Origin of the sequence: Reyranella sp. (genome assembly GCF_017305915.1) — a bacterium.
Classification (GTDB): domain Bacteria; phylum Pseudomonadota; class Alphaproteobacteria; order Reyranellales; family Reyranellaceae; genus Reyranella.
This window is the reverse complement of sequence record NZ_JAFKJN010000021.1, coordinates 40,027-59,511: the sequence shown is the minus strand read 5'-3', so window position 1 is coordinate 59,511 and position 19,485 is coordinate 40,027. Positions and strand designations below refer to the sequence as shown.

At 65.7% G+C, this 19,485-nt stretch carries 22 protein-coding genes; 14 read left to right on the top strand and 8 right to left on the bottom strand.

Going from position 1 to position 19,485, the window contains the following annotated elements:
• The 4 genes from J0J01_RS21075 to J0J01_RS21060 all read left to right on the top strand — a co-directional run bounded on the left by J0J01_RS21075 (window position 1) and on the right by J0J01_RS21060 (window position 3,385).
• Window positions 1–717: a DNA-3-methyladenine glycosylase I gene (locus J0J01_RS21075; RefSeq protein WP_296384240.1), complete on the top strand. Its 717-nt coding sequence runs from the start codon at window positions 1–3 to the stop codon at window positions 715–717.
• A 55-nt stretch (window positions 718–772) separates the two neighbouring features.
• Window positions 773–1,513 carry an aspartate/glutamate racemase family protein gene (locus tag J0J01_RS21070; protein ID WP_296384238.1) on the top strand — a complete coding sequence of 247 codons (741 nt, stop codon included), beginning with the start codon at window positions 773–775 and terminating at the stop codon, window positions 1,511–1,513.
• A 79-nt stretch (window positions 1,514–1,592) separates the two neighbouring features.
• Window positions 1,593–2,237 (top strand): TetR/AcrR family transcriptional regulator, encoded by a 645-nt coding sequence (locus J0J01_RS21065; RefSeq protein ID WP_296384237.1) that lies wholly within the window; start codon window positions 1,593–1,595, stop codon window positions 2,235–2,237.
• On the top strand, window positions 2,234–3,385 hold the full coding sequence (locus J0J01_RS21060; RefSeq protein ID WP_296384235.1) for an aromatic ring-hydroxylating dioxygenase subunit alpha: 1,152 nt from the start codon (window positions 2,234–2,236) through the stop codon (window positions 3,383–3,385). Before J0J01_RS21065 ends, J0J01_RS21060 begins: the two co-directional genes overlap by 4 nt.
• Window positions 3,386–3,444: 59 nt before the next feature.
• Here J0J01_RS21060 and J0J01_RS21055 read toward each other — a convergent pair whose 3' ends face one another.
• Window positions 3,445–3,882 (bottom strand): group III truncated hemoglobin, encoded by a 438-nt coding sequence (locus J0J01_RS21055; RefSeq protein WP_296384234.1) that lies wholly within the window; start codon window positions 3,880–3,882, stop codon window positions 3,445–3,447.
• A gap of 58 nt (window positions 3,883–3,940) precedes the next feature.
• Here J0J01_RS21055 and J0J01_RS21050 point away from each other — a divergent pair, with 58 nt between their 5' ends.
• The 4 genes from J0J01_RS21050 to J0J01_RS21035 all read left to right on the top strand — a co-directional run bounded on the left by J0J01_RS21050 (window position 3,941) and on the right by J0J01_RS21035 (window position 7,371).
• Window positions 3,941–4,354: an Rrf2 family transcriptional regulator gene (locus tag J0J01_RS21050; protein ID WP_296384233.1), complete on the top strand. Its 414-nt coding sequence runs from the start codon at window positions 3,941–3,943 to the stop codon at window positions 4,352–4,354.
• A gap of 134 nt (window positions 4,355–4,488) precedes the next feature.
• Entirely contained in the window at window positions 4,489–5,319 is an 831-nt protein-coding gene (locus tag J0J01_RS21045) for a fumarylacetoacetate hydrolase family protein (protein ID WP_296384231.1), read from the top strand.
• The gene (locus J0J01_RS21040) at window positions 5,303–6,544 is read left to right on the top strand and encodes an MFS transporter (RefSeq protein WP_296384229.1); all 1,242 of its coding nucleotides are present in this window, start codon (window positions 5,303–5,305) and stop codon (window positions 6,542–6,544) included. Before J0J01_RS21045 ends, J0J01_RS21040 begins: the two co-directional genes overlap by 17 nt.
• The gene (locus J0J01_RS21035) at window positions 6,532–7,371 is read left to right on the top strand and encodes an NADPH-dependent oxidoreductase (RefSeq protein ID WP_296384227.1); all 840 of its coding nucleotides are present in this window, start codon (window positions 6,532–6,534) and stop codon (window positions 7,369–7,371) included. The genes J0J01_RS21040 and J0J01_RS21035 overlap by 13 nt, the downstream gene beginning before the upstream one ends.
• 129 nt (window positions 7,372–7,500) lie before the next feature.
• On the opposite strand, the gene J0J01_RS21030 is transcribed toward J0J01_RS21035, so the two are convergent.
• Window positions 7,501–7,962 (bottom strand): GNAT family N-acetyltransferase, encoded by a 462-nt coding sequence (locus J0J01_RS21030; protein ID WP_296384225.1) that lies wholly within the window; start codon window positions 7,960–7,962, stop codon window positions 7,501–7,503.
• A gap of 7 nt (window positions 7,963–7,969) precedes the next feature.
• The gene (locus J0J01_RS21025) at window positions 7,970–9,100 is read right to left on the bottom strand and encodes a zinc-dependent alcohol dehydrogenase family protein (RefSeq protein ID WP_296384222.1); all 1,131 of its coding nucleotides are present in this window, start codon (window positions 9,098–9,100) and stop codon (window positions 7,970–7,972) included.
• Window positions 9,101–9,330: 230 nt separating this feature from the next.
• Between J0J01_RS21025 and J0J01_RS21020 the strand changes: the two genes are divergently transcribed.
• The 4 genes from J0J01_RS21020 (at window position 9,331) to J0J01_RS21005 (ending at window position 12,591) form a co-directional block, all read left to right on the top strand.
• Window positions 9,331–10,242 carry an AAA family ATPase gene (locus tag J0J01_RS21020; RefSeq protein ID WP_296384220.1) on the top strand — a complete coding sequence of 304 codons (912 nt, stop codon included), beginning with the start codon at window positions 9,331–9,333 and terminating at the stop codon, window positions 10,240–10,242.
• Entirely contained in the window at window positions 10,239–10,478 is a 240-nt protein-coding gene (locus J0J01_RS21015) for a hypothetical protein (protein ID WP_296384218.1), read from the top strand. The genes J0J01_RS21020 and J0J01_RS21015 overlap by 4 nt, the downstream gene beginning before the upstream one ends.
• A complete protein-coding gene (locus tag J0J01_RS21010) occupies window positions 10,475–11,029 on the top strand; it encodes a hypothetical protein (protein WP_296384215.1) in 555 nt (184 codons plus the stop codon). The genes J0J01_RS21015 and J0J01_RS21010 overlap by 4 nt, the downstream gene beginning before the upstream one ends.
• 116 nt (window positions 11,030–11,145) lie before the next feature.
• Window positions 11,146–12,591 carry a hypothetical protein gene (locus tag J0J01_RS21005; protein ID WP_296384213.1) on the top strand — a complete coding sequence of 482 codons (1,446 nt, stop codon included), beginning with the start codon at window positions 11,146–11,148 and terminating at the stop codon, window positions 12,589–12,591.
• A gap of 52 nt (window positions 12,592–12,643) precedes the next feature.
• On the opposite strand, the gene J0J01_RS21000 is transcribed toward J0J01_RS21005, so the two are convergent.
• On the bottom strand, window positions 12,644–15,094 hold the full coding sequence (locus J0J01_RS21000; RefSeq protein ID WP_296384211.1) for a hypothetical protein: 2,451 nt from the start codon (window positions 15,092–15,094) through the stop codon (window positions 12,644–12,646).
• 14 nt (window positions 15,095–15,108) lie between these two features.
• The gene (locus tag J0J01_RS20995; RefSeq protein ID WP_296384210.1) at window positions 15,109–15,324 is read right to left on the bottom strand and encodes a DUF4236 domain-containing protein; all 216 of its coding nucleotides are present in this window, start codon (window positions 15,322–15,324) and stop codon (window positions 15,109–15,111) included.
• 34 nt (window positions 15,325–15,358) lie between these two features.
• On the opposite strand from J0J01_RS20995, the gene J0J01_RS20990 reads away from it, so the two are divergent.
• The gene (locus tag J0J01_RS20990; protein ID WP_296384207.1) at window positions 15,359–15,487 is read left to right on the top strand and encodes a hypothetical protein; all 129 of its coding nucleotides are present in this window, start codon (window positions 15,359–15,361) and stop codon (window positions 15,485–15,487) included.
• Between the two features lie 643 nt (window positions 15,488–16,130).
• Entirely contained in the window at window positions 16,131–17,375 is a 1,245-nt protein-coding gene (locus tag J0J01_RS20985; RefSeq protein ID WP_296384205.1) for an NAD(P)/FAD-dependent oxidoreductase, read from the top strand.
• Window positions 17,376–17,427: 52 nt separating this feature from the next.
• Here J0J01_RS20985 and J0J01_RS20980 read toward each other — a convergent pair whose 3' ends face one another.
• The 3 genes from J0J01_RS20980 to J0J01_RS20970 all read right to left on the bottom strand — a co-directional run bounded on the left by J0J01_RS20980 (window position 17,428) and on the right by J0J01_RS20970 (window position 19,447).
• Window positions 17,428–17,946: an RES domain-containing protein gene (locus J0J01_RS20980; RefSeq protein ID WP_296384202.1), complete on the bottom strand. Its 519-nt coding sequence runs from the start codon at window positions 17,944–17,946 to the stop codon at window positions 17,428–17,430.
• Window positions 17,943–18,428 (bottom strand): MbcA/ParS/Xre antitoxin family protein, encoded by a 486-nt coding sequence (locus J0J01_RS20975; RefSeq protein WP_296384200.1) that lies wholly within the window; start codon window positions 18,426–18,428, stop codon window positions 17,943–17,945. Before J0J01_RS20975 ends, J0J01_RS20980 begins: the two co-directional genes overlap by 4 nt.
• Before the next feature lie 275 nt (window positions 18,429–18,703).
• Window positions 18,704–19,447 carry a glucose 1-dehydrogenase gene (locus J0J01_RS20970; RefSeq protein ID WP_296384198.1) on the bottom strand — a complete coding sequence of 248 codons (744 nt, stop codon included), beginning with the start codon at window positions 19,445–19,447 and terminating at the stop codon, window positions 18,704–18,706.
• Window positions 19,448–19,485 lie beyond the last annotated feature (38 nt).

Genomic DNA, 19,485 nt, shown 5'->3' with positions numbered 1-19,485 from the left:
ATGGCGAAGGTCTCCTTCAAGTCGATCCGCGAGCGCGCCGCCAGGCGCAAGGGCGGCGACAAGGTGCTGGCCAGCCTGATGCCCAAGAAGCCCAACAACAAGGCGCTGGCCAAGCTGCCGGACGACCGTGTGCTGTCGGAGATGGCGGCGCGTGTCTTCTCAGCGGGCTTCGTGTGGGACGTGATCGACAAGAAATGGCCCGGCTTCGAGGAGGCCTTCCTCGAGTTCAATCCCAAGCGGCTGCTGTTCCAGCCGGCCGAGTTCTGGGACAAGCTCGCCCGCGACACGCGCATCGTGCGCAACGCGCAGAAGATCAAGTCGGTGCGCGAGAACGCGAAGTTCGTCATCGAGATCGCGGCCGAGCACGGCAGCTTCGGCAAGTTCCTCGCCACCTGGCCGGCCGATGACCAGGTCGGGCTGCTCGACCTGCTGGGCAAGCGCGGCTCGCGGCTGGGCGGCTTCAGCGGCCAGTACCTGCTGCGCTTCCTCGGCTGGGATGCGTTCGTCTTATCGGGCGACGTATTGCTTTGCTTGCGCGATGCGGGAGTGCCGATTGGCAGCGGCACCTCCAGGAAGGACCTCAAGCTCGCGCAGGCGCAGCTCAACGCCTGGGCGAAGGAGAGCGGCCTGCCGATCACCCACATCTCGCGCACCTGCGCTCTGTCGATCGGCAACAACTACGACGTGGCGCGCCTCAAGGAGATCATGCAGCTTTAGCCCCGTCGCCCCGAGCGAAGCCGAGGGGCCTCCTCATGCGGCCGACGGAAAAGCCATGACCGAGATCCTTCTGATCAATCCCAACACGACGCAATCGATCACCGATCTCGTGCTCAGGACCGCGAAGACTTTCGCCTCGAAAGGCACGACCCTGCGCGCCGTTTCGGGCGCGTTCGGGCCGCGCTACATCGCCTCGCGCGTCGGCTACGCCATCGCGGGCCACGCTGCCGTCGATGCCTTCGCCAACGACGAGGGCCGCAAGGACGCCGTCGTGCTCGCCTGCTTCGGCGATCCGGGCCTCGCCGCGCTGAAGGAGATCAGCCCGGTGCCGGTGGTCGGCATGGCCGATTCGTCGATCCTGCAGGCCTGCGCCCTGGGCGGCCGCTTCTCGATCGTCACCGGCGGCGCGCGCTGGCAGTCGATGCTGGAGGAGTTCGTCGCCGGCATGGGCCTCGCCTCGCGGCTCGCCTCGGTGCGCACCGTCGCGCCGACCGGCGCCGACATCGCGCGCAACCCGAAGGCCGCCATGGCGCTGCTGGCCAAGGGCTGCCAGGCCTGCGTGAAGGAGGATCGCGCCGACGTCGTCATCCTGGGCGGCGCGGGACTGGCCGGCCTCGCCGCCAAGCTTGCGAACAAGGTCGACGTGCCGCTGCTCGACGGCGTCGCCTGCGCCATCTCGATGGCCGAATGCCTGGCGGCGCAGAATCCGGCGAAGTCGCGCGCCGGCCGGCTCGCCAAAGCGCCTCCCGTCGACAGTATCGGCCTGTCCAAGGCGCTCGCGCGGCTGATCGGTTAGCGCCACATCTAACGCGCCGTTGACATGATATGAATTTGGGTTCATTTCTTTGTCCAAAGACTGAACCGAGATTCAGATCATGGCCTACCGGCGAACCGAACGCGTCGAGGAGCAGCTTCAGGACAAGCGCGACCGCATCCTGCAGGCCGTGCGCCAGGTCGTGAGCGAAGTGGGATTCCGCGGCGCGCAGGTCGCGATGGTGGCCGAGGCCGCCGGCGTCGCCACCGGCACGGTCTATCGCCACTTCCCGTCCAAGGGAGAGCTATTCGCCAAGGCGCTGGCGCTGAACGCCCAGCACGAAGTCGATGTCGTCGCCGCGGTGGCTGCGTGCGAGGGATCGGCTGCATCGCGCCTCTCCGACGCCGTGCGCGTCTTCGCGCGGCGTGCGGTGCAGGCGCGGCGCCTCGCCTGGGCAATGATCGCCGAGCCGGCGGAAGCCGAAGTGGATGCCGCCCGCCTCGTCTATCGCCGCGCCTTCGCCGACGTGTTCGAGAAGGTGATCCGCGACGGGACCGCTGCCGGCGAATTTCCGGCACAGAACGCGGCGGCGTCGGCCGCCTGCGTGATCGGCGCCCTCAACGAGGGCCTGATCGGACCACTCGCACCTGAGGCGCCGGACCTTTCCAACACCCGCGCCCTGATCGAGTCCATCACCGCCTTCTGCCTGCAGGCGGTGTCGGCCAAGCCGTACCCCTCCCTTCGCCTGGTGGAGAGCACGTCATGACAACCGCCACCGTTTGGCAGCCGCTGTTCGAGCGCCTGATGGCAGAGATGGATCGTCGCAGTTCGCCGGACTGGCAGGCGCCGCAGGTCACGCTCGATCCTGCGATCTACCAGGCGCCCGAGCGCTTCGCGGCCGAGCGGCAGCACCTGTTCGCACGGCTGCCGCTCTGCCTCGGTCACGCCGACCAGCTCGAGCCAGGCTCGGTGCTGGCCTTCGAATTGTGCGGCGTGCCGATCCTGATGGCGCGCGGCCGGGACGGCACGTTCGGCGTGTTCCTCAATGTCTGCCGCCACCGCGGAGCGCGGCTGGTCGGCGAGCAGGGCGAGGTTTGCCGCAAGCAGAGTCTGGTGTGCCCTTATCACGGCTGGGCCTATCGCCTCGACGGGTCGCTGGCCGGCGTGCCGCGCGCCGAGGCGTTTCCCGATCTCGACAAGGGCCTCCGGGGCCTGCGACGCCTGCCCTCGACGGTGCGCCACGGGCTTGTCTGGGCGATGCTCGACCCCGACGCGGAGCTGCCCGAGATGGCCGCCTATCTCGGCGAGCTCGACCGCGAGCTGGAGGCCATCGGCATCGCCGACCATCGCTTCTACCGCCAGCATGCCGTAACGCGCGCCGCCAACTGGAAGCTGATCGTCGACGCCTTCCTCGAGGTCTATCACGTGACGCGCCTGCACGCGGGCACCATCGGGCCCTTCTTCAGCGACGCGGTTGCGGTGAACGACGGCGTCGGCCGGCACGTGCGGGCGTTGATCGCGCGCGAAGACACGCCTGAGATACTCAGCCTGCCGCCGCAGCAGTGGAGCCCGCAGCAGCACGCCACGCTGGTGCATTTCGTGTTCCCCAACAGCATCTTCATCTACCATCCCGACTACATCAGCCATCTCGGGCTGTTCCCAAATGCGGCCGACCAGACGCTGTTCGTTCACACCATGTTGATTCCCGAGAAGCCGGCGGATGAAAAGGCAGAGGCGCACTGGCGCCGCTCGTTCGATTTGATCGATGACGGCGTATTCAACAGGGAGGATCTCGTGATCTGCGAGCAGATCCAGCGCGGGCTCAAGAGCGGCGCCAACGACGCCCTGATCGTCGGCCGCCTAGAGCACAACCTGCACCGCTTCCACGCCAGCATCGATGCAGCACTGCCGTAGCTAGCCGCAGCAGCCTTCGATCCCGCCGATGGTGGCGCGGCGGGCCGGCAATTCGTTCGTCATGATGCTTGTCGATGAAAGCGCTCGCCCACGCGGAGCCGCGCGCCGGCATTGAGGGCGACGCCGAGCTCGAGACTCTGGGCGATGCGGCGCGCGCGGACGATGAAGTGCTCGGCGGCGACCGGCGGGCAGAGCTCGTTCGCTGTCTCTTCGAACAGCGCCAGCCAGCGATCGAAATGCGCAGCATCGATCGGCAGCACCATGTGCTTGGGCATCGGGTTGCCGTGATAGGTGCCGGACAGGGTCGCGACCGACGACCAGAAGCGGCACATCTGCGCCAGGTGGCGATCCCAGTCGTGCACCCTGGAATCGAACACCGGACCCAGCATCGTATCGGCGCGCGCCTTCTCATAGAAGCGATCGACCAGGCGCTCGATCATGGCCTCGTCGATGCCGGTCTGGGCGACGATATCGGCGTGCGTCAAAGTAGTATTCATGATACCTATTTGACGTCTGTTAAGTGGTATTTCCAATACGCAATTGTACGGAGCGACAATGCGCCTCACGGCCTATACCGACTTCGGACTGCGCGCCCTGATGCGGCTGGCGGGCGAGCCCGAGCGCTCCTTCACCACCGACGAGATCGCCGGCGAGTTCGCGATCTCGCGCCATCACCTGATCAAGGTCGTGCGCGGGCTGGCCGAGGCGGGCTACGTCACGACGCAGCGCGGCGCGGGCGGCGGCTTCCGGCTCGCCCGGTCGGCCGAAGCGATCACCCTGGGCGAGGTCGTGCGCGACCTCGAGGAGGACCAGGCGCTGGTCGAATGCTTCCGCGCCGACGGCGGCGCCTGCGTGCTCACCCCGCGCTGCCGGCTGAAGAAGCGGCTTGCTGCGGCGCGGCAGGCGTTCCTCGACGAGCTCGACTCGACCACCCTCGCCGATTGCGTCTACCGCGCATCACCACGCTGAGATGGCCTCTCGATCAGGGCAGGAGGATCGAGGGATGGCGATCACGATGCCGAGGAAAGACGTTCCCGTGCGTCTGGCGCTTCGAGCCGGTCAAGTCGTGACAACCGCGCGCCCATTCGGCATGGTCCCAGCCCATGCGGTTGATCAGCTTTCGCCATGCGGACGCGTCGAAATTCGGTGCGGTCGTCGACGGCGGCATCGTCGATCTCAGCGCGCGCTGGCCGAGCCTGCGCGACGCCATAGCGGCCAAGGCGCTGCCGTCGCTGGCAACGTCCGTGAAGGGCGCCAAGCCCGACTTCGCCCTTGGCGATGTCGAGCTGCTGCCGGCGATCCCCAATCCCGACAAGATCCTCTGCATCGGGCTGAACTACGCCAGCCATGTCGGCGAGGTCGGCCGCCAGCTGCCGACGGTGCCCAGCGTCTTCTCCCGCCTGCACAACACCCTGGTGCCGCACGGCGGCGACATCGTCCGGCCGTCGGCCTCGACCAACTTCGACTTCGAGGGCGAGCTTGCGGTGATCATCGGCGAGCGCTGCCGCCACGTGCCGCGCGCTCGGGCCCTGTCGGTGATCGCCGGTTATAGCTGCTTCCTCGACGTCAGCGTGCGCGACTTCCAGAAGCATTCGGTGACGGCCGGCAAGAACTTCCCGGCGACCGGGCCGCTCGGCCCGTGGATGGTCACGACCGACGTGTTGCCCGATCCGCAGCAGCTCACCCTGGTCACCCGCCTCAACGGCGCCGAAGTCCAGCGCGACACGACCGATCACATGATCTTCGACGTCGCCACCATCATCGAATACCTCTCGACCGTGACCTGGCTGGAGCCGGGCGACGTGATCGCCACCGGCACGCCGGACGGCGTCGGGCTCGGCCGCAAGCCGCCGCTCTGGATGAAGGGCGGCGACAAGCTCGAGGTCGAGATCTCCGGAATCGGGGCTTTGCAGGTCGATGTCGTCGACGAGTGAACCGCTTCAGTTGCCGGCCGACGCCGGCTGGCAGCGTGACGCCAAGGTGATCGGCATCGTGGCGACCGCCCACTTCGTCAGCCACGTCTACATCATGCTGCTGCCGCCGATCTTTCTTCTGGTGAAGGATCATTTCGGCGTCGGCTACACGGAGATCGCGCTCGCGCTGACGGCCTACAACGTCATGTCGGCGCTGCTGCAGACCCCGGCCGGCTTCCTGGTCGACAAGATCGGCGCGCGCATCATGCTGACGTCGGGCCTGATCCTGAGCGGCATCGCGATCTGCATCTCGGCGCTGGTGCCCGGCTACTGGGCGTTCCTGATCGGCTACGCGCTGCTCGGCATCGCCAACACCGTCTACCACCCGGCCGACTACTCGATCCTGTCGGCCACGATCGACGGCAAGCGCATGGGCAAGGCCTTCTCGATCCACACCTTCGCGGGCTACCTGGGCAGCGGCGTGACGCCCGCCATGGTGGTCACTGCGGTGGCGATCTGGGGCTGGAACGGCGGCTTCCTGGTCGCCGCTGTGCTGTCCTTCGCCGCCGCCGTGCTGCTGACGGTGACCGGCAGCGTGCTGCCGCGGGCGCCGCGCAAGGCTGCCGCCGCCGCCAGGATCGACGATGGCAAGGTCGGGTGGAACCTGCTGCTGTCCGGCCCGATCCTGCGCAACCTCCTCTTCTTCTTCTGCCTCGCCATGGCCAACGGCGGCATCCAGACCTTCGCGGTGGTGTCGCTGGCCGCCATCCACGGCACCTCGGCCGAGGTCGCCAATATCGGCCTGTCGGGCTTCCTGCTGTTCAGCGCGGCGGGCGTGCTGCTCGGCGGCATCATCGCCGACCGCACGCCGCATCACGAGCGCGTCGCCGCGGTCGGCTTCGCCTGCACCTCGACCATGGCGGTGCTGCTCGGCTGGGTCGACATGCCGGCGGCGATCCTGATCTTCGTGATGTCCCTGGGCGGGCTATTGAACGGCATGATCCAGCCCAGTCGCGACATGATGGTGCGCGCGGTCACCCCGCCTGGCTCGTTCGGCAAGGTGTTCGGCTTCGTCACCACCGGCTTCAATCTCGGCGGCATGGTGGCACCGCTGACCTACGCCTGGCTGATGGATCACGGCCAGCCGCAGGCGATCTACATCATCGTCGTCCTGTTCATCCTGCTGGCGCTGGTCACCTGCATGACGCGCCGCAAGCCTGGAAGTGTGCCGTCATGGACTCGCTGACCCCCGCCACGTCCTCCCAGAAGGAGGCGCTGCTGCGCCGCTACGGCGCCTCGGGCCTGCCGGCGGCGGGACCGTGGAACGAGGCGATCGCCGCGATGCTCGATCACCGCTCGGTGCGCGGCTACAAGCCCGACCCGGTGCCGCCGGGCACCCTGGAAACGATGGTCGCCGCGGCCCAGTCGGCGGCCACCAGCTCCAACATGCAATGGACCTCGGTGATCGCCGTCAGCGACCCGGCCAAGAAGAAGGTGCTGGCCGAGATCGCCGGCAACCAGAAGCACATCGAGCAGTGCCCGCTTTACCTGTGCTGGGTCGCCGACATGACCCGCAACGCGGTGATCTCGGCCGAGCAGAAGGTCGATTTCGAGACCATGCCGTGGCTGGAGACCTTCATGGTCGCCTGCATCGACGTGGCGCTGGCGGCGCAGAACGCCGTGGTGGCAGCCGAATCGATCGGCCTCCGCACGGTCTACATCGGCGCCATGCGCAACGATCCCGAGCGGGTCGCAGCCCTGCTCGGCCTGCCCAAGCAGTCCTTCGTCGTGTTCGGCCTGTGCGTCGGCTATGCAACCGCCGAGGCAGCCGGCGAGGTGAAGCCGCGCCTGCCGCAGAGCATCGTGGTCCATCACGACGCCTATGACGGCGATGCCAAGGCCGCCGAGCGGAAAGCCTATGACGGCGAGATGGCGACGTTCGCCGCCCGCCACGAGATGCAGGCCTCGACCTGGACCCAGCGGGTGCTGAACCGGTTGGGCCCTCTCAAGTCGATGAACGGCCGCGAGCGCATGCGGGTCGCCCTCAAGACGCTGGGCTTCGAGGTCCGCTAAGCTGCCGCAGGAACCGGCATCGGTTCCTGCCCATTCCTTTCCCACGGGGGTTGTTGTTGCAGCAGGCATATTGCCGGTCCGCACGCTCGAGCCATTCCTGCTCGAGCGTGCGCAGCCGGCGGATGGCGATCATCCCGTCGACAGGTCTTTCTCGTAGAACACCGAGTACTGCGAATCGGGGTAATCGAGCACCGGGCCGCAGCGCGTGAAGCCCGCGCGCTCGTAGACCGTCCAGGCCGCGGGATGGCGGTCGCCGGTCTCCAGCACCAGCCGCCTGAGGCCTTCGCGCCGCGCCAGCGCCTCGATGCGCTCGACGATCGCCGCGCCGATCTGGCGGCCGCGATGGCTCGGCCGCGTATACATGCGCTTGACCTCGCCGACCGCATCGTCATGACGCTTGAGCGCGCCGCAAGCCACCGCCGCGCCGCCGTCGCGCGCCACGAACAGCGTGGTCGACGGCTCGGCCATCTGCTCCACCGTCAGGTGGAAGCTGAATTCCGGCGGCGTCAGCGCCAGCAGGGTCTCGTTCAGCTCCGCCACCAGGACGCGCACGTCGTCCTGCAATGGCGTCTCGACAGCGACTGCTATCACCGGGCGATCATCCGTGCGGGACCAGCACCTGGCGAACGGTGGCGACGTCCTGCAGGCGGTCGAAGCCTTCGTTGAGCTCGTCGAAGCCGATGCGCTTGCTCATCATGCGATCGACCGGCAGCTTGCCCTGCTGGTAGAGCGCGATGAACCGCGGGATGTCGCGCACCGGCACGCAGCTTCCCATGTAGGAGCCCTTGATCGTCTTCTCCTCGCTGACCAGGCCGCTTTGCTTGAAGGCGAAGTCGGCGCTGATCGGCGACAGGCCGGCGGTCACCGTGGTGCCGCCCCAGCGCGTCACCAGGTAGGCCGTCTCCATCGATTTGATCGTGCCCGCCAGATCGAAGGCATAGTCGACGCCGCCATCGGTGAGATCGCGGACCTGCTTCACATGGTCGGCGTCCCTGGCATTCACCGTGTCGGTGGCGCCGAGCTGGCGCGCGAGGCCGAGCTTGTCGTCGGAGAGATCGATCGCGACGATGCGGCCGGCACCGGCCAGCACCGCGCCGAGCAGACCCGACAGGCCGACGCCGCCCAGGCCAACAATCGCGACAGCGCTACCCGGCTCGATGCGACCGGTGTTGATCACGGCACCGACGCCGGTGACGACCGCACAGCCGAACAGCGCCGCGAGATCGAGCGGCAGGCTCTTGTCGATCACCACCACCGAGCCGCGATCGACGACCGCGTATTCGGCGTAGCAGGACACGCCGGACTGATGGTTCACCGGCTTGCCTTCGTAATGCAGGCGATGCTTGCCCGAGAGCAGCTGGCCCGCGGCGCGCGGCGCGACCGAGCGCTCGCAGATGTACGGCCGGCCTTCGAGGCAGCGCCGGCAGCGGCCGCAGCTCACGTTGAAGGTGAAGCAGACATGGTCGCCGGCCTTGACGTCGTGCACGCCCGCGCCGACCTCGACGATCTCGCCCGCGCCCTCGTGGCCCAGCACGATCGGCGTCGGCCGCGGCCGATCGCCGTTCAGCAGCGACAGGTCGGAATGGCAGAGCCCGCCGCCGCCGACCTTGACCAGCACCTCGCCCTCGCCCGGCGGATCGAGGTCGAGCTCGAGAATATGGATCGGCTTGGACTTGGCGAACGGACGCGGCAACCCGCACGCCGTCAGGACAGCAGCTTTCGTCTTCATCGGGATCCTCCATCTGCAGCCTAGCAAATCCTGAGAGCACCTCCTCCCCATTTGAATGGGGAGCAGTCCACGAGAGTCCACTTCGGTGTGGACCGGTTGGAGGTCGATGGCACCGAGGTTTCCGCCCGGAGTCCACGAGTCCATCGACTCCCGGCCCCCTTGAAAAAGCACTCACATCGCTCTCCAAAACTGGACTTGACGTTAATTAACGTAAATCATATATGGAACAGATGCAGAACGCAACCGGTCTTTCCATCCTCACCGCCTCCCAGCTGATGGCGGCGAACCAGCCGCCGCGCAGCGATCTCCTGCCGCCCTGGCTCGCATCCGACACGTCGGCGCTGGTCTACGGACCTCCCGGCATCGGCAAGAGCTTCCTGGCCCTGGGCGTTGCCTGGGCGGTCGCCTCGGGCGGCAGCTTCCTCGGCTGGCGCAGCACCCGGCCGCACCGCGTGCTCTATGTCGACGGCGAGATGGGCGCCGCCGAGCTGCGCGATCGCCTCGCCCTGTTCGGGCCGCTGCCCGACCACCTCTCGATTCTCGCCCACGATCGCGCCGAGGGGTTGCTCGATCTCGGCACCGAGGACGGCATCGTGCGCCTGATGGCGGCGTGGAACGATCCGCAGCTCCTGGTCCTCGACACGCCGTCGGCGCCCGCCGGTCTCGACGGCGACCCCGCACGCCGGGACCGGCTGCACTGCTTCCTGCTGCACCTGAAGCAGAACCATCGCGCCGTGCTGATGGTCGACCACGCCAACAAGCGGGGCGCGCTGAACGGCACGGCGCGACGCGCCAGCGCGGTCGACCTGGTGATGGCGCTGCGCCGGCCGTCCGAATCGGAGCCGGCAACCGTCGGCGGCAACGCCCGCTTCGAGATCCATTTCGAGAAGACCCGGCAGCGCGCCCAGCGGATGAAGCTGCCCCTTTTGCCGATACGGGCCGAGCTGCAGACGGTGGACGGCGCCGGCGCCTGGCGCTGGGACGCGGCGGCGGGGCGCGTCGAGCGCCTCGCCGTGCTGGTCAGGCAGGGGCTCAGCCGGCGCGACGTGTGCGAGGCGCTCGGCATCGAGCGCAGCTGGTTCTTCAGGCTCAAGGCCGAGGCCCGCGCCCGCGGGCTGCTGCCGCCAAAGGGGACGTCATGAGCGACCGCAAGCGCGACGCCTTCGAGCTGCCCGACACGATCGACCTCGACTCGGTCAACGCGGCGCAGGTCGCGCTGATCCGGCTGGTCGCGCAAAACCAGCTCGACGCTCGCGAGGCCTTGTACATCAGCCGGATGCTGGAGCATCGCCGCCGCGCCATCGGCACCGCCACGCTGTGGCAGAAGATGAAGGAACTCGAGGCGCAGGGCCGGCAGATGCGGGACGAGGCGCCATGACCAGCGAACGTGTCATCCAGGCGCACCTCGACCGCGAGCGCGCCCGGCGCAACGCAGCGGCTGCGGGCAAGCCGGACAAAGCGACGCCGCAGCAGAAGCTGGTACGCGCGGCCGAGACCGGCCGGTTCGAGGCGATCGTGGCGGCGGCGCAGCCGGCCGAGCCCCCGAAGATGGTGACGCCGGAGGAGCGCGAGGCCGAGTTGCGCCGCACCGGCCAGTGGACCGACAAGTGGCAGAGCGAGAAGTCAGACTCCCCCTCCCCCGTCCAAGCGCCTTCTGAGGCGCGCGCGGGGAGGCAGGGAGAGGGAGAGCAACAGGACGTGCGTGTGGCTTTCCCCCACCTCGATCCTCCCCCGTCTGACGGGGGAGGAGGCCCAGAGCTGACTCCGAACGAGCAATACATCGCCGAGCACTGCCGGTGGCGCCGCCGCGGGCCGGGCGACTATCGCGAGCGCGTCCCCTACGGCCGCTGCCTGACCGAGTACGACGTCTTCACGGGCGAGCCGATCGGTGACGGCTACGAGCACAGCGAGGAGGACGACGAATGGTGACCTCTTCCACCTCCCCCGTCAGACGGGGGAGGCCGGGAGGGGGGAGGGCCGCACGACGTACGCGTGGCTTTCCCCCTCCTCGATCCTCCCCCGTCTGGCGGGGGAGGAGGAAAGCCATGAGCGAGACCGAGCTGCTGCGCGCCTGGAAGGCCGACCCGCGCCGCTTCGTGCGCGAGCAGTTCGGCGTGACGCCCGATCCGTGGCAGGACGAGGTGCTGGCGGCGTTCCCGCGCAACCAGCGGCTGGCGATGAAGGCGTGCAAGGGGCCGGGCAAGACCGCCGTGTTGGCCTGGCTCGCCTGGAACTTCCTGGTCGTCAACCAGGAGCCCAAGATCGCCGCCACCAGCGTGAGCGGCGACAACCTGGCCGACGGGCTGTGGGCGGAGATGGCGAAGTGGCAGGCGAAGTCGCCGCTGCTCAGCGCCGGCTTCAAATGGACTCGCGACCGCATCTTCGCCAGGCGCCGGCCGCAGACCTGGTGGATGAGCGCCCGCACCTGGGCGAAGTCGGCCGACCCGGCGAGCCTCGGCCAGACGCTGGCCGGTCTGCACAGCGATTCTATCCTGTTCATCCTCGACGAAAGCGGCGGCATCCCCGACGCCGTGATGGCGACCGCGGAAGCCGCCCTCGCCTCGTGCGTCGAGGGCCACATCGTGCAGGCCGGCAACCCGACGCATCTCGAGGGCCCGCTCTACCGCGCCTGCACCAGCGAGCGCCGCCTGTGGCACCTCACCGAGATCACCGGCGATCCCGACGACCCCCGGCGCGCGACCCGCATCTCGGCGCAGTGGGCCGGCGAGCAGATCGAGAAGTACGGGCGCGACAATCCGTGGGTGCTGGTCAACGTGTTCGGCCGCTTCCCGCCCTCCTCGCTCGACACGCTGATCGGGCCCGACGAATGCGCCGAGGCGACGAAGCGCGCCTACCGGGCGGAGGACATCGCCGAGCAGCCGCGCATCCTCGGCGTCGACGTGGCGCGCTTCGGTGACGATTCCAGCGTGATCTTCCCGCGCCAGGGGCTGGTCGCCTTCCCGCCGATCAAGGTGCGCAATATCGACGGCACGCAGGGCGCCGGGCTGGTGGCGCGCAAATGGGAGGACTGGCAGGCCGACGCCTGCTTCATCGACGACACCGGCGGCTTCGGCTCGAGCTGGATCGACAACCTGCGCCGCCTCGGCCGCGAGCCGATCGGCATCGCCTTCTCCGGCCGCGCCGCCGACCCGCGCTACGACAACAAGCGGACGGAGATGTACTTCCAGGCGGTCGACTGGATCCGCAAGGGCGGCGCGCTGCCACCCGACACGAGCCAGGAGCTGATCGCGGCGCTCACGCGCACGACCTACTCCTTCCGCGGCGACCGGCTGCTGCTCGAGCCCAAGGACCAGGTGAAGGCGCGGCTGGGCTACAGCCCGGACGACGCCGACGCCTTCGCCCTCACCTTCGCCCAGCCGGTGGCGGCGCGGGACCGATACTGGGACCGGACGATGGAGGCGGCCGGGATGCGCCGGCGCTGGCGGGTGGGGCAGTGCCTTACGGAGTATGATCCCCTTTCACGGCGGTAAAATGGGTTCGAATCCCGTGGGGAGCGTGCTGTTCCATGAGTGATGACTAACTTCAATGAAACGGACAGTCTTGGGAGCAAGGGAAATCTCCAACGTATTCTCCGTATGGAAGTACGATTTCTCCATTCGGTGTTTTGACGGCCTTTGTTCCCAAGACCTTCACTGCCAAAACGACAAGCTCATTGCCCCGAAATCGTGTAGTTGGAACATTGCCGACAAGAAGCTCCGTATTTAGTTTGAAGACTGCTTCTGACTCAGAAAGCATTCTCACAAATTTGGTTTGCACACCCACAATCTTGTTGCGGTACTGAAAAGGATTGGCACCGAGGTTGGTGTCATCAGTCGTTCCTTCGACATGAAACTTCTCGATGAAATTCGATCGAGCTAGTCGCCTCTCGTTTTCTTGACGGGCCCGCTCCGCTTCGGCAGCGGCGCGCCGTGCCTCCGCGGCTTGCTGCGCTGCCTGCTGAGCCAAAATGCCGTCCCTATAGTCGTTATGGATCGTCCAATGATTTTCACTGGCCTTGAACAGAGCTTCGAACTCTAAGAACAGACCCTGATTATTGCGAAACGCAACCAACCAATTATCGCTTATCCCTTGCGCTTGGCGTCGCCGCACAGATTCCTCACACCTCTTGCGCGCCTCTCCTTTTATGTGGTCAACGAGTTCCGCCACGAAGTTTGGATCAAGAAGTCGATTCCTATCGTTCGGACTGTCGAATCCAGTAACGACGAAATTGTAGTCGAACGGAAGGTTGCCGAACCACCTGACTTGGACGTTCACTCCTCCGGGCATACCGCAGCCTACTTGCAAGTGCCGCCAAAGCTTCGCACCCTTGAAGTTTGATTCATCTTCCGGCAACTGGTCTTGGTTGCGGGGCTCCTGCTTCGCGTTTCGAGCCGCAACGAGCTGCTCTGCGTAAGACTGCGGCACGCCGAGACTAACCAAACTAGATACACCTACGTCGCCTCCACCCATGGTGACCAGCTTCCACCCTTGAGAAGCGGAGTACGAGAAAAGTGCTACCCCCCCAGTGTCGCTGACCTTGTCGATCCAGTCTTGCAGCGCCCAAGTCTCGACGATGGTCGTTCTACGAAGGACGTGGTTCGCGGCGTCCCGTACCTGCTTTTGAAAGGCTTGGACTACCTGTCGCTGAGCATCAGCGATCTTCGTGGGCTCTGCTGTCGCTCCTCTGAGCGTCGTTTGCTGTTCTATCCGAGGCCCATCCTTGACGACGAACAGCGTCGGGCGCTTTTGCTGCGTCGACAGAACTTTCAAGCAATCGGTTCCGGGTTGATATCGGCAAATCGCGGCATTCAGAAGAAATTCGTTATCGCCCGTCCAGTGAAATGCTTCATCCATCCTCATATTCAACAGCCTGCTGGGATCGTCGTTTCGCCCCCAATTCGGAAAGTGCGCATGGGCGCCAGTACTATTCTCTAAGACATGGACAAGCTGAAATCCCTCCAACCTACTCGCCAGCAGCGCGTATCTTTCATTCGGTGACCACTGGATCGAATCTCCATCCGATGCGTACTTACCTGCATTCGTAATTCTTAGCTCCTTCGATTCGCGGTCGAACAAGAACTGGTTCAAGAGAAGGTCACCAGAAAAGGTTGTCACGTACCGGAATCGGCCCGATGGTGATGCAGGTGACAGGTACGCGCGCGTTACTTGTGTGCGTCCACCTACGGGAGATTGGCTCTGTGCAAGTGGCGTAGTAAGCACCGTTGCGCCGAACCGCAACCTTCCGAAATTGTAATAGTCGGCACCCGCGTATTGCGCACTTCTGCTAACGTAAGTCTCGTCATTCAGGATTGCAAAATCGCAAGAACGCTCAGATGGTGTAAGAATAATCTTCTTGGAGGCACAAGCTTGCCCGGCGTCGGCCTGTATAGGAGAAGCAGCTTGGGCCTGCTGTATAGAACCCTGTACCGTATCCGCTGACTCTCCTGCACTACGCTCCTTGTAGATGTCGCCGCTCCAGACGAAGAGAGTAGTTCGTTCACGCCCGCCGCCGGAATAGTCCTTCCATATGCTCGCAATGTCGGCAAAGCCATTGGTCTTGCTCTGAAGATATCGAAAGGCACGCCCCTCCAGGATGACACGCCAGCCCGTCGCATCTTTCAAAATAATCGCTCTTGGACACCCAGCGGACCCGCATGTGCCATCGAACGTCATTTCAAATGTAGGCTGGCTGCCATCGCCTAGTTTTAGAGGCATGACGATGAGTTTCTGCGGCAGGCTCGGCACTTCTAGTGAACATCTCTCTGTCTGGCACTGCCATGTATTCCGATTCAAGTACCGAGCCGCGTCCTTGAAGGCATCAAACGGAGAGTCGGCATTCGCTCCGGCAACAAGCATTAAAGCGGCCACCCCGCCGCATATCATTTGTTTAAGCATCGCAGGCATCGCGATGGTCCACCTATGGAGAGCGAGGAAAAGCGACCGCGACATCGACCAACCAAAGTTCTTGAACACCCCAATCGTAGTCCCAAGCATTTGCCCCCTCCGCTTCACCATTTGTCGCGCAGTTGGAGCAGTCGTTCGCGGTTCGCCACCCCAGTGGCGATGACTCCATGACCGGGAATGCCCATGGTGGTGCGCTTCCTGCGCTTGCTGAAGTTCACATTGTAGAAGGGGCCGCCGACACCGACGCTCATTCCGGACTTGCTAAAGTTGAGCCGCAACAAGCGGCCAAACCGCACAGTTTTTCGGAATCGGAATCCCATCCCGTCCAGCCCCCAAAGTTGTGGAACGTTACCCGTGGCCTACCAGCGCCGCAACTTTCTGCCAGCGCGCATGGCCGATCTCGACGTTTCCATCTACATCCGAATCACTGCATCTGAACGGGCGATCAAGCGTCTCTACCGGTCCGCAGGCTGGCTTGGCTGACCCTAATTGGGTTCACCCTGTACGGGGATACCCCACGTACGACGACGTAGAGCGCACCGAGCGCTGTGAAGTAGACACCAGCGCTGAGAGAGAGGCCGCTCAGGAAGGGATCAAGGACGTAAGTAGCGATGCTCAATCCCACAAGAATCTCAAGCATCCCGTAGGCTCTCGGTCTCCTGCATCGGAAACCATACAGCACTGTTCCGAGCGAGAGAGCACCTACGATCAGGCCGATCTCAATCGCGAGTGCGCCGCCATGTCGGTCCATGAAGCGCGCCGTCGCCCTGCCCGACACTTCGATATGGCCCCACGATGACAAATAGAACGAAGCCGGCGATGTAGATCGCTCACACTGGTGCTTCTTTCACGGCAACCTCTCGTAAGACTTGCCGCTTCTCTTGTCAGTTGCCGCCAAATCGGCCCCAGTCTTCGCCAACCGCGCATCTCATTCTCCCATCAGGCGACTGTTCGTCAGGTAGTGACCATAGCGGACCATCTTCGCGATGCCCGCAGCTGCCCCGCCGGGTGCCCCGCACCACAACTCAGCGCTTAAAGCATTCGGATCTCATCCAACGGCGATGGACTGCCCGAAACAATCTTCCTAGCTTTCATCGTTGGATTGGGGAGGCAACCGGCCGAAACCATGAGCCCGACACCGGACGTCGTGATTGCAGGCGGCGGGATTGCCGGCAGCGCGCTGGCGGCCGTTCTGGCGCGCGGCCATGTCCAGGTCGCGGTGCTGGAGCACGACCTCGCGCCCGTCGATCGCGTGCGCGGCGAGAGCCTGGCGCCGTGGGGCGTCATCGAGCTCCGCCGCCTTGGGCTGTACGACGCCCTGGTCGGCGCCGGCGGCGTGTTCACGAACCTGTCCGTGCCGCACGACGAGAACCTGCCGGGCGAGCAGGCCCTGCCGTTCGCCCAGAGGTTCACCGACGCCGTACCGGAGGTGCCCGGCATGTTGTGCATGAGCCATCCCGCGATGTGCCGCGTTCTTGCCGCGGCGGCCGAGGCGGCCGGCGCGGTCTTCCTGCGCGGCGTGACGGACATCGCGGTGACGGCCGGTGGGACGGGCGGTGCGCCGCCGCACATCGGCTTCAGCCACGGCGGGCAGCGCATCGCCTGGACGCCGCGCCTGATCGTCGGCGCGGACGGACGCAACTCGCCCGTACGCCGGCAGTTGGGCTTCACGGTCCATGCCGATCCGCCGCACAATCTGCTTGGCGGGATGCTGGTCGAGGGCGTGCCCGACTGGCCGCAGGACCGCCAAGTGTGCGGCACCGAGGGGCGCACCCATTTCCTCATTCTCCCGCTGGGCGGCGATCGCGTGCGGCTCTATCTCGGCTACGACTTTGCCGACAGGTCGGCCTACGCCGGCGCGCACAGGCGGCAGAAGCTGATCGACACTTTCGCTGGCCTCGCCTGCCTGCCCCAGGCCAGCATGATCGCCGCCGGCCGGCCCATCGGGCCATTCAATGCCTTCTCCAACGAGGACCACTGGATCGACGACCCGACGGCGCCTGGCGTGGTACTGGCGGGCGACGCGGCGGGTCACAACGACCCGATCATCGGCCAGGGCCTGGCGATCGCGCTGTGCGACGTGCGGCTGCTGAGCGAGATCATCCGAGAGGGCAGACGCGACCCAGGCGCCTTTCGTCCCTACGTCGAGGAAAGAGCCGAGCGCATGCGCCGGCTGCGCATCACCGCGCGGCTGCGGGCAAAGCCCAATGCCGAGTTCGGCGAGGAGGCGCGGCAAAGGCGCCCGCGGGCCGCACGAAGGGTCCGCGACGACAAGGCGCCGACACCCCTCGGCGCGATTCTGCTCGGGCCGGAAAAGCTTCCGGCCGCCTTCTTCGAGCCGTCCACAATCGACGCCCTGATGGCGCCGTAGCCGGCCGCCATGCAGCGAGATCGAGCCGCCGTCGATCTCTCTCAAACCTGGATCAACTCCAGGACGTCTGATCCTTTGGAAGGCGATTGCTGGGATCATAGACGTCGACCCTGTGCGGAAGGTCTGGACCCCATTTCCAAAGGACGAGATTGGTCATGCCGGGCTTGGCGCCGCGCGCAAAGGACGGCACGAGAATTCCTGCGTGACCACTCGCCCGGAGACGGTCGGCCAACGCCCAGGACGCCGGTATCCGTCCCTCCGAAACGTCGAGCATCCAGGGACAGTCCAAGTCGGCCAGACGCACGTTGTTCGCCTTCCGGCCAGCGTCATCTCTCAGATCGGCAAGGTCGTCGACGTCGACGTCATACGAGCACACCGTCAAAGGATCGAAACGACGAGAGAAGCCATGGCCCATCTCGGCAAACATCCCGTCGATCGTAAGCGCGAGGTAGAGAGCCGGCACGCCCTTGGCGTTGAACCGGCCCCCGTGGGCCTTCGCCCCTTCGCCCGAATGCGGTTTGAATGCCCATCGGGGATCGTGGGCGCGATAACACGTTCCTCGAAATCTCAAGCAAAGCCGCCGAGCGCCACATGATCGAGATAGTCCCGAACGGCGGTTGCTTTCCCGTCTTTCACGAGGGACTCCGCGGTGCGGCCCCCAAACTCGGGAATTGGCTCCGCACGATACCACGCCATTGCCTGATCCTTGCCGCCCGCCCAGTCCGAAACGCGATCGACGATCTCGAGCATTTCCCTGAGACGCGCCTGGGTCTTTCCGGAACCGGCGCGATTCGTCCGGTAGAGCGTGTCGACGCTGAGGCCCGCGGTCTCCGCCAACTGAGCCTTCGACATCCCGAGTGATTGCGCGACGACCTCCACGGGGAGCTTGCCGCCCTTAACGGCAACAATCCCCGACAAACGGCCTTTGAGCGCCCCCTTGAAACCGGAACCGCGCACCTTCGGCTCCGAGAAGCCCTTCTTCGGTCTCACCGTGAAGGCATGGTCCCCTGCCGCCGGAAGCCGGGATCGCCGAGGCTTGCCCTTGGATGTCATGCGATTTGTCCGTAATTTATGTCGTATTATATGGCGTCACGCGATCCTTGAACAAGGGCCTCCCCGCAGGACGTCAGGGCTATCGCATTTGGCCTCTTCCGTCGTCTCGACCCAGGCCCGAAGGGCCGCGCGGAGAGACCTTCGCTCAGCAATAGGCCGTTTATCGTTGAGAGAAGGTCTCTCCACTCCGCGCTTCGCGCTCCGGTCGAGACGACGGGGAAGGCCAAATGCGATTGCCCTGCGCAGGACGCGGAGTGCTTTGGGTGATGGCCCGCCTACGCGATCCCTCCATCGACACGGACCAGCGAGCCCGTGGTGAAGCTCGACGCGCTGGAAGCGAGATAGAGCGCGGCAGTGACGATCTCCTCCGGCTGCCCGCTGCGCTTCGCGGCCGCCGTCGCGTTCTTCTTGTGCTCTTCCGGCCAGGCCTTGCTGACGTCGGTCAGGAAGCGGCCGGGCGAGATGGTGTTGACCCGCACCTTTGGCCCGTACTCGTGGGCGAAGGCTTCGGTCAGCGCGTTGAGCGCCGCCTTGGCCCCGGCATAGGGCGCGATCTGCGGCCGCGGACGCAGCGCCCCGGCGCTGCTGATATTGATGATCGAGCCGCCGTCGCCCGCCGCCATGCGGCTGCCGACCAGCGACATCAGGCGGAACGGCGCCTTGAAGTTCAGCGACACGATGCGGTCGAACAGCTGCTCCGGCGTCTCCAGCGACGATGGTGCGAGCGGCGACGACCCGGCATTGTTCACCAGGATGTCGACCTTGCCGAAAGCGGCGTAGGCGGCATCCGCAAGCCCCTCGAGCTCCTGCCAGTTGGCGACGTTGCAGGCATAGGGCACCGCCTTGCGGCCCATCGCCTTCACCTCGGCCGCGACCTTCTCGCAGGCATCGAGCTTGCGGCTGGTCACGAAGACGTCGGCGCCATGGGCCGCGAAGGCCTTCACCATCTGGTAACCGAGGCCGCGGCTGCCGCCGGTTACCAGCGCCACCTTGCCCGTCAAGTCGAAGAGATTGGTCATGCTTTCTTTCTCCTCTCCCCCACCAGGGGGAGAGGATG

Bases quoted from the DNA above. Each gene is read 5' to 3' on its own strand.
- J0J01_RS21005 (WP_296384213.1), top strand. From the start codon at position 11,146: ATGAGCGAGACCGAGCTGCTGCGCGCCTGGAAGGCCGACCCGCGCCGC.
- J0J01_RS20975 (WP_296384200.1), bottom strand. From the start codon at position 18,428: ATGACATCCAAGGGCAAGCCTCGGCGATCCCGGCTTCCGGCGGCAGGG.
- J0J01_RS21075 (WP_296384240.1), top strand. From the start codon at position 1: ATGGCGAAGGTCTCCTTCAAGTCGATCCGCGAGCGCGCCGCCAGGCGC.
- J0J01_RS21060 (WP_296384235.1), top strand. From the start codon at position 2,234: ATGACAACCGCCACCGTTTGGCAGCCGCTGTTCGAGCGCCTGATGGCA.
- J0J01_RS21020 (WP_296384220.1), top strand. From the start codon at position 9,331: ATGCAGAACGCAACCGGTCTTTCCATCCTCACCGCCTCCCAGCTGATG.
- J0J01_RS20985 (WP_296384205.1), top strand. From the start codon at position 16,131: ATGAGCCCGACACCGGACGTCGTGATTGCAGGCGGCGGGATTGCCGGC.
- J0J01_RS21050 (WP_296384233.1), top strand. From the start codon at position 3,941: ATGCGCCTCACGGCCTATACCGACTTCGGACTGCGCGCCCTGATGCGG.
- J0J01_RS21015 (WP_296384218.1), top strand. From the start codon at position 10,239: ATGAGCGACCGCAAGCGCGACGCCTTCGAGCTGCCCGACACGATCGAC.
- J0J01_RS21045 (WP_296384231.1), top strand. From the start codon at position 4,489: ATGCGGTTGATCAGCTTTCGCCATGCGGACGCGTCGAAATTCGGTGCG.
- J0J01_RS21025 (WP_296384222.1), bottom strand. From the start codon at position 9,100: ATGAAGACGAAAGCTGCTGTCCTGACGGCGTGCGGGTTGCCGCGTCCG.
- J0J01_RS21055 (WP_296384234.1), bottom strand. From the start codon at position 3,882: ATGAATACTACTTTGACGCACGCCGATATCGTCGCCCAGACCGGCATC.
- J0J01_RS21010 (WP_296384215.1), top strand. From the start codon at position 10,475: ATGACCAGCGAACGTGTCATCCAGGCGCACCTCGACCGCGAGCGCGCC.
- J0J01_RS21040 (WP_296384229.1), top strand. From the start codon at position 5,303: ATGTCGTCGACGAGTGAACCGCTTCAGTTGCCGGCCGACGCCGGCTGG.
- J0J01_RS21000 (WP_296384211.1), bottom strand. From the start codon at position 15,094: ATGCTTGGGACTACGATTGGGGTGTTCAAGAACTTTGGTTGGTCGATG.
- J0J01_RS21070 (WP_296384238.1), top strand. From the start codon at position 773: ATGACCGAGATCCTTCTGATCAATCCCAACACGACGCAATCGATCACC.
- J0J01_RS20995 (WP_296384210.1), bottom strand. From the start codon at position 15,324: ATGGGATTCCGATTCCGAAAAACTGTGCGGTTTGGCCGCTTGTTGCGG.
- J0J01_RS20970 (WP_296384198.1), bottom strand. From the start codon at position 19,447: ATGACCAATCTCTTCGACTTGACGGGCAAGGTGGCGCTGGTAACCGGC.
- J0J01_RS21035 (WP_296384227.1), top strand. From the start codon at position 6,532: ATGGACTCGCTGACCCCCGCCACGTCCTCCCAGAAGGAGGCGCTGCTG.
- J0J01_RS21065 (WP_296384237.1), top strand. From the start codon at position 1,593: ATGGCCTACCGGCGAACCGAACGCGTCGAGGAGCAGCTTCAGGACAAG.